Source organism: Pseudomonas sp. WAC2 (genome assembly GCF_030403525.1).
Lineage (GTDB): Bacteria > Pseudomonadota > Gammaproteobacteria > Pseudomonadales > Pseudomonadaceae > Chryseomonas > Chryseomonas luteola.
This window is the reverse complement of record NZ_JAUEPD010000010.1, coordinates 38825-52638: the sequence shown is the minus strand read 5'-3', so window position 1 is coordinate 52638 and position 13814 is coordinate 38825. Positions and strand designations below refer to the sequence as shown.

General features: G+C 50.1%; 11 protein-coding genes and 1 pseudogene. 9 read left to right on the top strand and 3 right to left on the bottom strand.

Annotated features, from left to right (window positions below; all coding sequences use genetic code 11):
• Window positions 1-2: 2 nt before the first annotated feature.
• Entirely contained in the window at window positions 3-1004 is a 1002-nt protein-coding gene (locus tag QWJ10_RS19730; protein WP_289929236.1) for a response regulator, read from the bottom strand.
• A gap of 134 nt (window positions 1005-1138) precedes the next feature.
• Here QWJ10_RS19730 and metH point away from each other — a divergent pair, with 134 nt between their 5' ends.
• Window positions 1139-4849, top strand: coding sequence for a methionine synthase (metH, locus tag QWJ10_RS19725; protein WP_289929235.1), 3711 nt, complete (start codon window positions 1139-1141; stop codon window positions 4847-4849).
• A gap of 70 nt (window positions 4850-4919) precedes the next feature.
• A complete protein-coding gene (locus tag QWJ10_RS19720) occupies window positions 4920-5243 on the top strand; it encodes a DUF5629 family protein (RefSeq protein ID WP_289929234.1) in 324 nt (107 codons plus the stop codon).
• Between the two features lie 9 nt (window positions 5244-5252).
• On the opposite strand, the pseudogene QWJ10_RS19715 reads toward QWJ10_RS19720, so the two are convergent.
• Window positions 5253-6218: pseudogene (locus QWJ10_RS19715) on the bottom strand (integron integrase).
• A gap of 154 nt (window positions 6219-6372) precedes the next feature.
• Between QWJ10_RS19715 and QWJ10_RS19710 the strand changes: the two are divergent.
• The 5 genes from QWJ10_RS19710 to QWJ10_RS19690 all read left to right on the top strand — a co-directional run bounded on the left by QWJ10_RS19710 (window position 6373) and on the right by QWJ10_RS19690 (window position 10738).
• Complete coding sequence (locus tag QWJ10_RS19710; RefSeq protein ID WP_289929231.1) at window positions 6373-7545, top strand: hypothetical protein; 1173 nt, start codon at window positions 6373-6375, stop codon at window positions 7543-7545.
• A 64-nt stretch (window positions 7546-7609) separates the two neighbouring features.
• On the top strand, window positions 7610-7939 hold the full coding sequence (locus QWJ10_RS19705; RefSeq protein WP_289929228.1) for a hypothetical protein: 330 nt from the start codon (window positions 7610-7612) through the stop codon (window positions 7937-7939).
• Between the two features lie 74 nt (window positions 7940-8013).
• Window positions 8014-8709: an AbiV family abortive infection protein gene (locus QWJ10_RS19700; protein WP_289929224.1), complete on the top strand. Its 696-nt coding sequence runs from the start codon at window positions 8014-8016 to the stop codon at window positions 8707-8709.
• Between the two features lie 95 nt (window positions 8710-8804).
• Window positions 8805-9437 (top strand): hypothetical protein, encoded by a 633-nt coding sequence (locus tag QWJ10_RS19695; RefSeq protein ID WP_289929222.1) that lies wholly within the window; start codon window positions 8805-8807, stop codon window positions 9435-9437.
• 95 nt (window positions 9438-9532) lie between these two features.
• Window positions 9533-10738, top strand: a complete 1206-nt coding sequence (locus QWJ10_RS19690) for a TIR domain-containing protein (RefSeq protein ID WP_289929221.1) — start codon at window positions 9533-9535, stop codon at window positions 10736-10738.
• A 1037-nt stretch (window positions 10739-11775) separates the two neighbouring features.
• Here the strand turns inward: QWJ10_RS19690 and QWJ10_RS19685 are convergent.
• Window positions 11776-12519, bottom strand: a complete 744-nt coding sequence (locus tag QWJ10_RS19685; protein WP_289929220.1) for a class I SAM-dependent methyltransferase — start codon at window positions 12517-12519, stop codon at window positions 11776-11778.
• Between the two features lie 328 nt (window positions 12520-12847).
• On the opposite strand from QWJ10_RS19685, the gene QWJ10_RS19680 reads away from it, so the two are divergent.
• A complete protein-coding gene (locus tag QWJ10_RS19680) occupies window positions 12848-13273 on the top strand; it encodes a hypothetical protein (RefSeq protein WP_219652311.1) in 426 nt (141 codons plus the stop codon).
• Window positions 13274-13332: 59 nt separating this feature from the next.
• Complete coding sequence (locus tag QWJ10_RS19675; protein ID WP_289929214.1) at window positions 13333-13803, top strand: NUDIX hydrolase; 471 nt, start codon at window positions 13333-13335, stop codon at window positions 13801-13803.
• Window positions 13804-13814 lie beyond the last annotated feature (11 nt).

Genomic DNA, 13814 nt, shown 5'->3' with positions numbered 1-13814 from the left:
TATCAATCCATCATGTAATTGATTTTATTAGTAAGCCGCTTGACCGAGTCTTCGGTAAACAGCAGCAGCAAATCAAAATGTATGTCATGCCCTTCGAGGCTATAGCTCACCTCCACAGCCAGGGTCTTCTTCCAGCGCTGGCGATTGACCTGAATCAGATTCTCAAGCGCCGTATGTTGCCCCAGGATCATCGGGTGCCCCTGTGAGAAGCGCACATCGATCTGCTCCGACAAACCACTAAGGCATGCCCCGATCAGGATGCTGGCCAAGTCGAGCAGCATCTCCATCTGATCATTGTTTTGTGTGCTGCCACTGCGGAGCAGCGTTACCATGTCCTTGACTTCCGAATCATGGAAAATCAACAAGGCCTCGCCCGCAATGCCGTTACCGATAAACCCCTGGCAGACCGCTGTGACACGGCTGCCGCGCTGCACATCGGCCAGCGCCATATGCAGCTCACCTACCTCAAGGATATTGACGTTGGGAATCGGGAGCTGCACGAAGACGTTGAGCACCTTGGCCAACAACGCTGCCGCGCGACCAATGGATACGTTGACCACTTCGCGGAAGGCATCACGAAAGCTGACATCAGGATCGGGACGATCCTCCATGACGGCGTCCTTGTTGGGTGCAGACCCAAGCAAGCCATGCTGAAGCAGCAGTGCCTTGAGCTGCTCAGCATCGGCTGGCTTTTTCAGAAACGCCAGTGCACCCAACTCCAGCACACGCCGTATGGCCTCTTCCTGAACGTCGCCAGAAACCACGATCACGTTGCATGTGATGTTTTCAGCCCGCATCGCTTCCAGCGTCTGATAACCGTCCATGACCGGCATGGTCAGGTCCAGTAACATGACCTGGACCTTGCCCTGACGCAGCACGTTAAGCGCCTCGCTCCCATTGGTCGCCTGTGTTATGTCCACAGACCACTCAGGAGGTAAAGCACGAATCAGCTGCTTTCGAGCCATGGCAGAATCATCACAAACCAGTAGCGGGGTCGCAGTCACAATCGATACTCGTTAAAAATGGAAGCGTTACTACTTGAAGATAGCTCATATATCAGATGACTAAAGCAGTCTTCGTGCCATCTGACAGCTTTGCTATCATCCCTTTTTTGTCGCTGTAATCTGGATACCTGCCCATGATCGATCGCGCCGCACGCTTCTCCGCCCTGCAAACCGCACTCAAGGAGCGCATCCTTATTCTGGACGGCGGTATGGGTACAATGATCCAGAGCTACAGACTGGAAGAGGCCGATTACCGGGGCGAACGCTTCGCTGACTGGCCTAGCGATGTCAAAGGCAATAACGACCTCCTGCTTCTGACTCGTCCTGATGTCATTCAGGCGATTGAAAAAGCCTATCTGGATGCAGGCGCCGATATCCTCGAGACCAATACATTCAACGCTACGCGCGTTTCCCAAGCCGACTACGGTATGGAAGCGCTGGTGTATGAGCTGAACGTGGAAGGTGCACGGCTGGCGCGTCAAGTTGCTGACACAAAGACAGCCGAAACGCCAGATAAACCACGTTTTGTTGCCGGCGTCCTTGGTCCAACCAGCCGCACCTGCTCCATCTCGCCAGACGTAAACAATCCCGGCTACCGGAATGTAACATTCGATGAGCTGGTGGAAAATTACACTGAGGCCACGCGCGGTCTGATCGAAGGTGGCGCGGACCTGATTCTGATCGAAACGATCTTCGACACCCTGAACGCCAAGGCAGCGATCTTTGCAGTACAGGGCGTATTCGAGGAAGTCGGCTTTGAATTGCCGATCATGATCTCCGGTACAATCACCGATGCCTCCGGCCGCACCTTGTCCGGCCAGACCACTGAGGCCTTCTGGAACTCGGTTCGCCATGCCAAGCCCATCTCGGTCGGCCTCAACTGCGCGCTGGGTGCAAAAGAGCTGCGCCCCTATATAGAAGAATTGTCCGCCAAGGCCGAAACCCACGTTTCAGCCCACCCGAACGCTGGCTTGCCTAACGCCTTTGGCGAGTACGACGAAACGCCTGCACAAATGGCTGAGGTAGTTGAAGAGTTCGCGGCCAGTGGCTTTTTGAATATCGTAGGCGGTTGCTGCGGCACCACGCCCGGCCATATCCAGGCGATTGCCGAGGCGGTAGCCAAATACCCACCGCGCGCCCTACCAGAGATCCCGCGTGCTTGCCGCCTGTCCGGCCTTGAGCCATTCACCATTGATCGCACGTCCCTCTTCGTAAACGTAGGCGAGCGAACCAACATTACCGGTTCCGCCAAATTTGCCCGTCTGATTCGCGAAGAGAACTATGCCGAGGCACTGGACGTAGCCCGCCAACAGGTAGAGGCTGGCGCCCAGGTCATCGATATCAACATGGACGAAGGCATGTTGGACTCGAAGGCGGCCATGGTCACTTTCCTGAATCTGATTGCCTCTGAACCGGACATCTCCCGTGTGCCGATCATGATTGACTCCTCCAAGTGGGATGTCATCGAGGCCGGCCTCAAGTGCATCCAGGGCAAGGGCATCGTCAACTCCATTTCCATGAAGGAAGGTGTCGACGCATTCACCCACCACGCCAAGCTTTGCAAACGCTACGGTGCGGCTGTGGTCGTCATGGCCTTCGATGAGGCGGGCCAGGCCGATACCGAAGCGCGCAAGAATGAAATCTGCGCCCGTTCCTATGGCATTCTGGTCAATCAGGTAGGCTTCCCGCCGGAAGACATCATTTTCGACCCGAACATCTTTGCGGTCGCAACCGGCATCGAAGAGCACAACAACTACGCGGTGGATTTCATCAACGCGTGCGCCTTCATCCGAGACAACCTGCCCTACGCCCTCTCCTCCGGCGGCGTCTCCAACGTGTCTTTCTCGTTCCGCGGCAACAACCCGGTGCGTGAGGCCATCCACTCTGTCTTCCTGTATTACGCCATCAAGAACGGCCTGACAATGGGTATCGTCAACGCCGGTCAGCTGGAAATCTATGACGAGATTCCCAAGGAACTGCGTGATCGGGTCGAAGACGTTGTGCTCAACCGCACCCCCAATGGCACCGAAGCGCTACTGGCCATTGCCGACAAGTACAAGGGTGACGGCTCCGTCAAGGAAGTCGAAACAGAAGAATGGCGCAGCTACCCGGTAGACAAGCGTCTTGAGCATGCACTGGTCAAAGGCATCACGACCTTTATCGTCGAAGATACTGAAGAAGCCCGCCAGCAATGTGCCCGCCCTATCGAGGTTATCGAAGGCCCGTTGATGTCCGGCATGAACGTCGTTGGTGACCTGTTCGGCTCCGGCAAAATGTTCCTGCCTCAGGTAGTCAAGTCCGCTCGCGTGATGAAGCAGGCTGTGGCTCATTTGATCCCCTTCATCGAAGCGGAAAAAGGTGACAAGCCCGAGGCCAAGGGCAAGATCCTCATGGCGACAGTAAAAGGCGACGTTCACGACATTGGCAAGAACATCGTGGGCGTGGTGCTGGGCTGTAACGGCTACGACATTGTTGACCTGGGCGTGATGGTGCCGGCAGAAAAAATCCTGCAAACCGCCATCGAGCAGAAGTGCGACATCATTGGCCTCTCCGGACTGATTACGCCATCGCTGGACGAAATGGTCCACGTCGCCAAGGAAATGCAGCGTCAAGGCTTCAAACTGCCACTCATGATTGGCGGTGCCACGACCTCCAAGGCGCACACGGCCGTCAAGATCGAGCCGCAGTACAGCAATGACGCGGTGGTCTATGTAACCGACGCCTCCCGCGCCGTAGGTGTCGCCACCCAGCTGCTCTCCAAGGAGCTCAAGGCGGGCTTCGTCGAGAAAACCCGTACCGAATACGCTGAAGTGCGTGAACGCACGGCCAACCGCAGCGCACGCATTGAACGCCTGAGTTATGAGAAGGCCGTCGCCAACAAGCCGCAGTTCAACTGGCTGGGCTATCAGGCACCCAAACCCAGCTTTACTGGGGTCAAAGTGTTGGATGATATCGACTTGTCCGTACTGGCCGAATATATCGACTGGACGCCCTTCTTTATTTCCTGGGACTTGGCAGGTAAATACCCCCGCATCCTGACCGACGAAGTAGTGGGCGAAGCCGCCACTGCCCTGTTCAACGACGCCCAGGCAATGTTGAAAAAGCTGATCGACGAAAAGCTCATCAAGGCGCGTGCTGTATTCGGCTTCTGGCCAGCCAATCAGATACGCAATGATGACCTGGAGGTCTACAGCGACTCCGGTGAAGTTCTGGCAACGCTGCATCACCTGCGCCAGCAGACTATCAAGCCAGACGGCAAGCCCAACTTCTCCCTGGCCGACTTCGTAGCACCCAAGGAAAGCGGCATAACCGACTACATGGGCGGTTTTATTACTACTGCCGGCATCGGCGCAGAAGAATTGGCAAAGAGCTACGAAGCCAAGGGTGACGATTACAACGCCATCATGGTCAAGGCACTGGCCGACCGTTTGGCCGAAGCCTGTGCCGAGTGGCTGCACGAACGTGTACGTAAGGAGCATTGGGGGTATGCACGTGATGAGCAACTTTCCAATGAGGAACTCATCAAGGAACGCTACAAAGGCATCCGCCCTGCTCCTGGCTACCCGGCTTGCCCGGACCATACCGAAAAAGCCACGCTCTTCGCCCTGCTCGACCCGGAGGCGCAGTTCAACCAGGCGGGCCGCAGCGGTGTATTCCTGACCGAACACTACGCCATGTTCCCCGCCGCAGCTGTGAGCGGCTGGTACTTCGCCCATCCGGAAGCGCAATACTTTGCCGTTGGCAAGATCGACAAGGATCAGGTGGAAAGCTACACGCAGCGTAAAGGCCAGGATCTCGCCGTCACCGAACGTTGGCTAGCCCCTAATCTGGGCTACGATAATTAACTAACCTGTAGGGTGGGTTACGCCGCTGGCTGGCCCACCTCTTCCCTCTTCAGATTCTACGTACCTGCCCATGACCACCGAAACGCCCTACCTGCTCGACCAACTCGAACTCGCCGACATGCTCGAAATCGACGGGCTCCATGCGGCCAACTTTACCTTAAACGATGATCTTCTCGACCAGGCCGATGCCGCCGCCGAAGCCGGTGAGTCTTTTGAAAGCGAAGAGATCGTCCTGACCATCGAAGCGCTGGACGGACGCGAGCGCAAGCGCTGGCAGTTCAGCTACAACAGCGTAATGGAGGCCGAGCACAACACGACGACAAACAGCTGGCTGATCGAGGACCATCGTCTCGTCTGTTTTGAAGCCATTGGTGCCGACTCCGAAGACGAGTAAAGAAGCCGCTTAAACTCGATCCAATGGACTCAAGACGGCCAGCCCACCGCGATTAAGTACGTGGGTATAAATCATGGTGGTTTTTACATCGGCGTGGCCCAGCAGCTCCTGCACCGTCCGAATATCCTGGCCACTCTCCAGCAGATGCGTGGCAAAGCTGTGGCGCAACGTATGGGGCGTAGCCAGCTTAACAATGCCTGCCACCTGAACAGCGTGTTTGAAGCCACGCTGAAGCCTCTGCTCATTGAAGTGATGACGCCTGACGGCACCACTGCGGGGATCAACCGATAAGCCAGAAGCTGGAAACACGTATTGCCAGCCCCACTCCCAAGGTGCTCTAGGGTATTTGCGCGCCAGGGCATCGGACAGATACACATCACCGCGCCCTTGTGCCACTTCATGCTGATGAAGATATTTCACATGAGAAAGTTGCGCCTTGAGCGGCTCAATCAAGCGCAGGGGTAACACCGTAACCCTGTCATTCTGGCCTTTTCCGTCACGAATAAGGATTTCTCGCCGACCAAAGTCGACATCTTTAACGCGCAGCCTGACAGCCTCCATCAACCGCATCCCCGTGCCGTACAGCAAGCTTGAGATAAGCCATGGCTCGTCCTTCAGATTCGCCAGAATCTTCTGCACTTCCTCTTTTGATAACACTACAGGTAAACGACTTGGCTTTTTAGCGCGCACAACTTCACCCAGCCAGGACAAGTCCTGCCGTAATACTTATTTATAAAGAAACAGAAGCGCAGCCAGCGCCTGATTCTGGGTCGACGCAGCCACATCTTTATTGACAGCCAGATGAGATAAAAAAGACTCAACCTCCGGTGCTCCCATTTCGACCGGATGTCGATAACCATGAAAACGAATGAATCGCTTGACCCACTCGCAATAGACGCGCTCCGTTCGGATCGAGTAATGTTTGAGCCTGATTTGCTCTCGCACTTGATCCAGCAGTCGTGGCTTCCCTTCCACGACGTATAACCCCTTTATACCGTCAGTGCTCCTCGGAAACGTCCACCCTAGACAGGAAGAATGAAGATGACAAGGAAGGTTATCCGTCAAACGCCTCCAGCGTGTTATCCGTCACATGACGTCTAATAATAGTTAAATTATCAGGAAATATCGGATGTTCGAGCTAGAAAAATCTTCGGTTTTTTTTGAGCAACTTGCCCAGGAAGAGCCTTTGCTAGTTCAGAACATGGAGGTTGTCCATGAAAACAAAATGCAGCTTGATATTTGTTATCACAACCCGAAACAGTTCATTTTAAACCTAAACAATCTGCTCCGAAGTACATTGTTTTTCGTTGAGGTGTCAATTAAAAACACTCCAGATTGGTTGAAGGACGCAGTTAACACATATAGAAGTCAAAATTTAAAAGAGTATGAGATTCTAAAGCACCTAAGAAATGTAAGTGCACACCAAGCCCTTGTGTTTCCCGAAGAATCATTGGTTGGAGGATTATATAGGCTGCGTTCAGAGATAGAATACAAGCTGAAGCTTGGGTTGGGTGACCACAACAAGCCAGGCAAGTACTCATGGGACTTAGCACTAAAAAACACGCAAGATATCTTTCATGACCTTCTGGCATTTCAGAGTATTGCTTTCATGGATTTGGAGCATTCTGCTCTTGGAGAATGCCTAGGGATAACAAGAAAGTGGTTCTTTAAAATCAACTTCAAAAACAAAACCGATTCGTATAATGAAACCGTAGATGTTTATCAAATGGCTTGCTCGTTTTCTACGCAGCTACTAGATACGGTTTGTCATGCATACGCTGAGAATAAAGGTATTGGATTTAGTCAAAAGTTTTACCATACGCTGGGCGAACATAATTTCATAAACACGATATTAGAAGTTGACTTATATCCCTCACTATTTTCAGAGTGGTGGGGAGGAAATGTAGAGCCGCTTAATTTCGGAACCTTAGTCGAAAGAAATCAAGGTGCTAGGCATTGGTATCAAGATCAATGGCATAAAGACGCGTATTCAAAGCTCTGCAATACTTCAGAATCCTATAAAGCTCAGCTGCTAAAGCTTGCTGGCTTAAGGCCAGATGAATTTTTTGATGAGATAAATTACCCCGAATTCATATCATTTGTGAATCTAAATCATTGGCATCTTAAGAAGGCGTTTAACGCAAGCTTAATGAACACGCCGATTGAACCAAATGAAGTAATGATGCTGCAGCGCTTAGGAAAGATTTTCATTGCAGAGCACGAAAAAAAGAAGCTCTGCACAACAGAATCCACATGCGAAAATTTCAAAGATCATCTACGTAAGCTAGCAGCTAAAATTTAACAAACGCGTCAATTAGGACGCTCGCAAGCTCGCGCCTATTACGCGGACGTTAGAGGATTACCCCATGAAATTCAGCGGAGAAATTGATGTGGCTAATGAAGCCCATCGTTGGATATATCAAATCCCTCGCTGCGTTATTTCAGAGGGAAAAATTAGCTTCGATTTTGTGGGCATAAAAGAAGGCTGTAAATTTACAGGGCACTGCATTGCCAACGAGCGGTCGCCTCAAAAGTACTCAGGTCTAGGTAAGTTCCAATATGAAGGGTACGAGGCTTACGAAAGTTCTATTAAAGTATCAATAAAACTTGAAGATACATTCTTGGAAATATCAGGAAAGTGGCTTGAAGATGGCGTTGAATACAGAATGGACGGCGAGCTTGAGAAAGACCTCTAATCATTGGTTCAAATCGCTCGCTGTGCTTGCTGGGACGGGCTAAAGCCCGCCCCTTAACTAAACGTTAGATTTTTATGCCAATCAAAAAGAAACTCGATGCATATCAAGGCAAATTATCTGCCTCAGAAATTGCAGCCGGCATGAACGCGGCCAACGCCAACGCCCTGCGTCTAGCAAACGATGCTGAGAAATTGCTGAAGACCGGAAGCTTTCCAACTGCAGCATCCCTCGCAGCTCTGTCTATCGAGGAGTCCGGAAAGGCTTCAATCCTACGCCAGCTTTCTACGGCTACTACCGCAGAAGAAATCAAAGCAAGCTGGAAAAATTATCGCTCTCATACTCGCAAGAACGTTCAGTGGTTGCTTCCTGAGCTCGCAATAAAAGGGGCAAGGAAGCTAGAAGATCTGCGCCCTCTCTTCGATGAAGATGCAGAGCATCCATTTATCCTTGATCAGCTAAAACAGCTTGGCTTTTATACGGATTGTTTGGGTAATAAAAATTGGTCGATGCCTAGCAACATCATCGACGAAAAACTCTCTCAATCACTCGTCCAAATAGCAAAGCTTCTCGCGGGAAAGAGCGAAGTTACTACAAAAGAAATTGAGTTATGGATTGAGCATGTCGGCCAGGCTTCAAAGAGCGATTTTTCCGCCATGAAAGAGGCTTTGATTAAATGGTACGCAGCAATGCAGGCTGCTGGGCTTAAAGAGCGCGGAGCCAATTCAATGGAAAATTTCATCAAAAACGGCGTAGCATTCCCAAAAATCTAACTAGTGGTTCAAGTCGCTCACTTCGCTCGCTAGGACGGGCTAAAGCCCGCCCCTTAACCAAACGTTATGTTACTCACCAAATTATGGAGGATGCTGTGAGCAAAGAAGTTGAATGCCTAGTAAGAAAAATGGAGGAGGAATATGGTGTGTTTCATGGTTTCCTGAAAAATCATGAACTGGACCTCTCTGATGACTATAAGAAAATTATCTGGGCTTACTTTAGAATATTTTCAACGCACTACGAAGCAATCAATCACCTGATCTACTCCGGGGGCTATCACACTTCAGGAATTATCTTAGTAAGAACAATGCTTGAGATTCATATTAAAAGCTATTACCTAGAATTTATAGCCAAAGAACAAGGTGACGATGTAAATGAATATATAAATGAAGAGAAGCAATTCCCTAGCTTCTTTCAGATGACAGAAAAACTAGAAAAGGTAAAAAATCCAAAAGGAAGTAGTTTCGACGGTGCATTTTCTCAATTTACGAAAAAACACATGGCAAGCTATGAGAAGTTCTCTCTCTTTAGTCATGGCAAAGGAGAACTTTTAAAATCATACTATGAGCACGAAAAAATGTCCTACACAACCGAGCAAATCACCGACGTACTAAATACGGTGAAGGGCATGTTTTCGACAATAGGTATGCTTTTATTCTTCACTCAAGGAATGCAAAAAGAACTTCTTGCATTTATAGGTAAAATCGAACTGCCGCAACCAAAGTAACATAACGAGTGGTTCAAGTCGCTCGCCGCGCTCACTTGGACGGGCTAAAGCCCGCCCCTTAACCAAACGTTAGAAATATTGAAAAAGGAGATCCCATGAGTAAGTACCATATTGCGTTGTCGTTCGCTGGTGAAGACAGAGATTATGTCGATCGTGTCGCGAACCATCTACGCGAAAACGGTGTCGAGGTATTCTACGATAAGTTCGAGGAAACCAAGCTCTGGGGAAAAGATCTCTATACATATTTGACGGACATATACCAAAACCGCGCGTTATATACGGTTATGTTCGTGTCTGAAGCCTACAAAGAAAAATTATGGACTAACCACGAGCGCAAAAGTGCTCAGGCTCGAGCTTTTACCGAAAGTCAAGAATATATCCTGCCGGCAATGTTTGATGAAGCTGTGGAAATTCCAGGGTTGCTGAAAACCACTGGCTACATTAGCTTGCGTGGTCTCGAACCGGAAAAATTCGGTGACAAAATAATTCAAAAACTTGAGGATAGCGGGGTATCTCTTCAGGTTGAGGAAAAGTTCAGTTATTCAAGTTTTGCTAAAGCAGATATAGATTTTCCTCTCGCTGACTACCCCTCTGTATCTCAGATCCTTACCGATTTAAAGTCCAGCAATTGGTACACACAAAATCCCGCTATAAATAAGATATTCCAACTTGATTTGAACAATCTTAGTGATGACGAGTTATTCGTACTCGGCCGAAATATATATCAAACAGCATGTGGGGGAGAAAATAAGGCAAACGATATATTAGATAACCTGAGAAGAGAGATGGCGACTATTCCTCAGGCTCCGGCCGAGCACCTAATCAACGGCATGTTCTATGAGGTGTATTTTGATTCCAAGGGCGAATTTCGTGGCCGAAATTTGAAAAGTCGGTGTTTAGACGAGTTGCTAGAAATTCAATCCGTTGAAAAGTACTCAGACTCAATAAGCTTTATAAAGCGGGTCCTCCAGCCTTATAAAGACCAGTTGCCAATCATACCTAATTCGAATCCGCAAATTTTGATCGTTGAGCTTGACCTTCAGAAAAAAGATCCTCCTTCTATAGAGTCCATCGTGGTTAAAGGTCAGGAGCTTCTAATTGATACGGAAGAGGACGAGGATTCTTTCAGCAACATATGGAAGTTGTCCTTTAGAGAGTTTAGTTTAGATACTTTTAAAGAAACCATCTCTAGAGAATGGCATGTTCCTGAGAAACAAATTGAGTTAAGACCAGAGAGCGGTGAAGCGATAAAGTATTCTCTGCCTAAGGGAAAGACCATTGGTTACCCGGATTCAGAGTAGCTTTTTAGACTAATTTCTCACCAATGGGTGAAGCCGACCGGTACTACGCTGTGCTCCGTCCCGGCGGCTTACCCAAGGCGTTAGGCTGCCTCGTAATGCACCTGTACCAACTCAGATTTTTCTTCTCTGCCGGGAGCAACGTTTGCCTTTGGGCCGGGAATGAAGCTGCGCACAAGAAGTGGGATTACCCAATTGATGCCCAGGGCCTTCCGCTGCCTGAAAACACATGGCGATTTTCGCTCTACATTTGTGCTTGGTACGACACGAGCATAGATTGGAGCTATCCACCAAACCCTTCGCCTTGGGACGTGCGAGAGCGCACCGACTTCAATCTATCTGCGCAGCGACTTCTGGGTAATCTTCGTGAGCAACTGGGAGCAGACTTTGAGATCATCGATGAGTCAGAAACGGCCTAACATGCGGTTCAAGGCTCGTTCGCTTCGCTCACTTGGACGCGCTAAAGCGCGCCCCTTAACCTGAACGCTAGGCCTTTCATGAAGTCAGCTGTGACTCATCTACATAAACAGGCACTACGCTGGTTAGTAGCAAATCGGCCTGAAGAGTTGCGAGAGTTGATGGAGGGCGAGTCTTGTTACACGCTACCGCACAGCATTGGCATCTCAGAGTCAAGCAGAGAAGAAAGCCGTGCTTGGGTCATGGCGATTTATCATGTTAGGTATGCAGCGCAGTTCGGTCTTTCGCAGCAGAGAGTCCTCAAAGGTACATACGTTCATTCATTGTATTCAGCGGAGTTTGAATATTGGTTAGAACTGGGAGCCCCCGGCATCAGCGCCGAAGAGCTAACCAACTATCTGAACGAAGTACCAATTCAAAATTATGATCAGTAAAGTGATCAAACAAAAGCCTAACAACTGGTTCAAACCGTTCACTTCGCTCACTGGGACGGGCTGAAGCCCGCCCCTTACCTGAATTAAAGCCAACATCTGGCCGCTAACGCTGAGTAAGGGCATAAGCTTTTGTACTATCTCAGCCACATGGCCATTCACTGTGATGAATAACCGCACTTTCATACATTGTTAAACCTTTACACAAACAAAAATCGCATTCCCAGAGGCCCCATCCCAAGGGATGATCTTCTCATAATCATGCTCCAGAACATGAACCTCAAAGTACGGCTGCAATAGCGTCTGTAACTCGCCGAAACTTACAGCCACCATAGGGTGTTCGTCGTGCCATACCTGGCGCTCATCTGCTGTCGTTTTTTCGATGCGAAGTTTCAGTGACTGCTGCTCGCCCTCTCCCCTGTAATTCCAGCAGGAGCTGAAATTAAATAAGCCGTCAGGGTGATTGGCGGTGTGCGATACAAATGAGTTGTTATCGATAGTGTTCTTGTCGACTGCGTTGAAGCAGAAGATGCCATGATCGGCCAATGCGCCATATACGCTGGCGATACAGGCCTTCAGCCTTTCAACACTTGCGCTGTAATGAATGGAATACAAAAAGCAGGTAATAAGGTCTACCGGCTCTTCTACCGTGAAACTGCACATGTCCTGCAAGGAAAACTGAGCTTCGGGGCAGCGAGTGGATGCTCTATCCAGCATAGGCTGATTGATGTCGAGCCCCGCACTTTGATAGCCAGCATCAATAAAATGCCGAACATGCGGCCCTGTTCCGCAGGCAAGGTCGAGGTGCCTGCTTCCGCCACTCCCGAATAACTGATGCAGCCGATGAATGCAGTGGCTTTGCGCCTGATAGTTGATATCGGCGCACATGAGATCGTAGTAACCCGACAGATCGGTATAGAGGGCGTTGCCGGGCATGATGACCTGATTTGAGTGCAGCGTTGGGGGGCGCGCATCATATCCGAAGCGGGTCATCGTAAGAATGGGCGCTGTGGAAGTAAATCGGCCTTTACGGGCCTATTGTGCGCGATAGCGAGCTTGACTCGCATCGCTTGGAGCGCTCAGAGCAGCATGCTAGATGCCTTGCTGGCTTAACGTTTAAAGAATCTGTCATCCACGCCCTATACCGTAACCCTGGTAAGCAGCGCGTCTCCAGATCGTGTTCAGGCAAGAAGTGTTGAAGCCCTCTCCTTCACTCAAGCTTTATATCACCTAGGAAACGCTCCGCCTCAACAGGAGAGCCAAGATGACAAGGAGCGCTGATGCCCCTTCGAAAGATCAGCTTATTCGTGACCTTACCAAGGCCCGTACCGGCCTGATCCACACCTATGTAATGCATGTTGTGTGGTTTGTGGTCATGTGTGTGTTCTTCACGTTGCAGTGGGAAAAGCACGGTATGCAGGCGTCAGTTCTGCTTACACTCGTCACGCTTCCACCTGTGCTGTTCTACACCGTGCGGGTTCACAGGCTCTGCCGCAGCATTGATCCCAAAGCGCGTACGGTCGGGCTGATGACCGCGTTGATCACAACGTTTGTGTTGAGCCCTTTTGAATCAGGATTGGTTCTTCCAGCCAAGAACCTGATGGCTGCAAACAAGATTCTCAAGGCTCATCAGCAGGTGACAGCTCCGGCTCCTGTTGCCAAAACAGCCAAACAGCTGGGGCAAGCCTGAGCTGCCTATCTTTACCAGATACCATGCCCTGCTTTTTTATCCGATAAAGGTGATGATTCATGATCTCTGTCGAGATTGACGGCCACCGCTTCCAGATGCGTGCAGCGGCCGTTGTGGAACACGACAACCATATTCTGCTACACCGAGGCGTGAATGACTCATTCTGGGCATTACCTGGAGGCCGGGTTGAGCCAGGTGAAAACGCCCAGGCCACACTTGTTCGCGAAATGATGGAGGAGCTTGACGAGCCTATCGTTTGTGGCGAGCTACTATATTTGGTTGAAAACTTCTTTGATTACCTAAACCAGCCAAATCATGAAATCGGCTTGTACTTTCGCGCTCAGCTTCATAGCCACTCTGCCCTTCTCGATAAGTCGCGTACCCATAACGGCACTGAGGCTGGAACATCATTAGAGTTTCGATGGTTTCCCAGGGCATCCCTTCGTGATGTAGACCTGCGCCCTGCCTTTTTGCGTGAATCGCTTACCTTACCGACGCTTAACTTTCTGCATGTTGTGCAGCGAGGTTAAACCCTGCATGG

Bases quoted from the DNA above. Each gene is read 5' to 3' on its own strand.
- metH (WP_289929235.1), top strand. From the start codon at position 1,139: ATGATCGATCGCGCCGCACGCTTCTCCGCCCTGCAAACCGCACTCAAG.
- QWJ10_RS19720 (WP_289929234.1), top strand. From the start codon at position 4,920: ATGACCACCGAAACGCCCTACCTGCTCGACCAACTCGAACTCGCCGAC.
- QWJ10_RS19710 (WP_289929231.1), top strand. From the start codon at position 6,373: ATGTTCGAGCTAGAAAAATCTTCGGTTTTTTTTGAGCAACTTGCCCAG.
- QWJ10_RS19705 (WP_289929228.1), top strand. From the start codon at position 7,610: ATGAAATTCAGCGGAGAAATTGATGTGGCTAATGAAGCCCATCGTTGG.
- QWJ10_RS19700 (WP_289929224.1), top strand. From the start codon at position 8,014: ATGCCAATCAAAAAGAAACTCGATGCATATCAAGGCAAATTATCTGCC.
- QWJ10_RS19690 (WP_289929221.1), top strand. From the start codon at position 9,533: ATGAGTAAGTACCATATTGCGTTGTCGTTCGCTGGTGAAGACAGAGAT.
- QWJ10_RS19685 (WP_289929220.1), bottom strand. From the start codon at position 12,519: ATGCCCGGCAACGCCCTCTATACCGATCTGTCGGGTTACTACGATCTC.
- QWJ10_RS19680 (WP_219652311.1), top strand. From the start codon at position 12,848: ATGACAAGGAGCGCTGATGCCCCTTCGAAAGATCAGCTTATTCGTGAC.
- QWJ10_RS19675 (WP_289929214.1), top strand. From the start codon at position 13,333: ATGATCTCTGTCGAGATTGACGGCCACCGCTTCCAGATGCGTGCAGCG.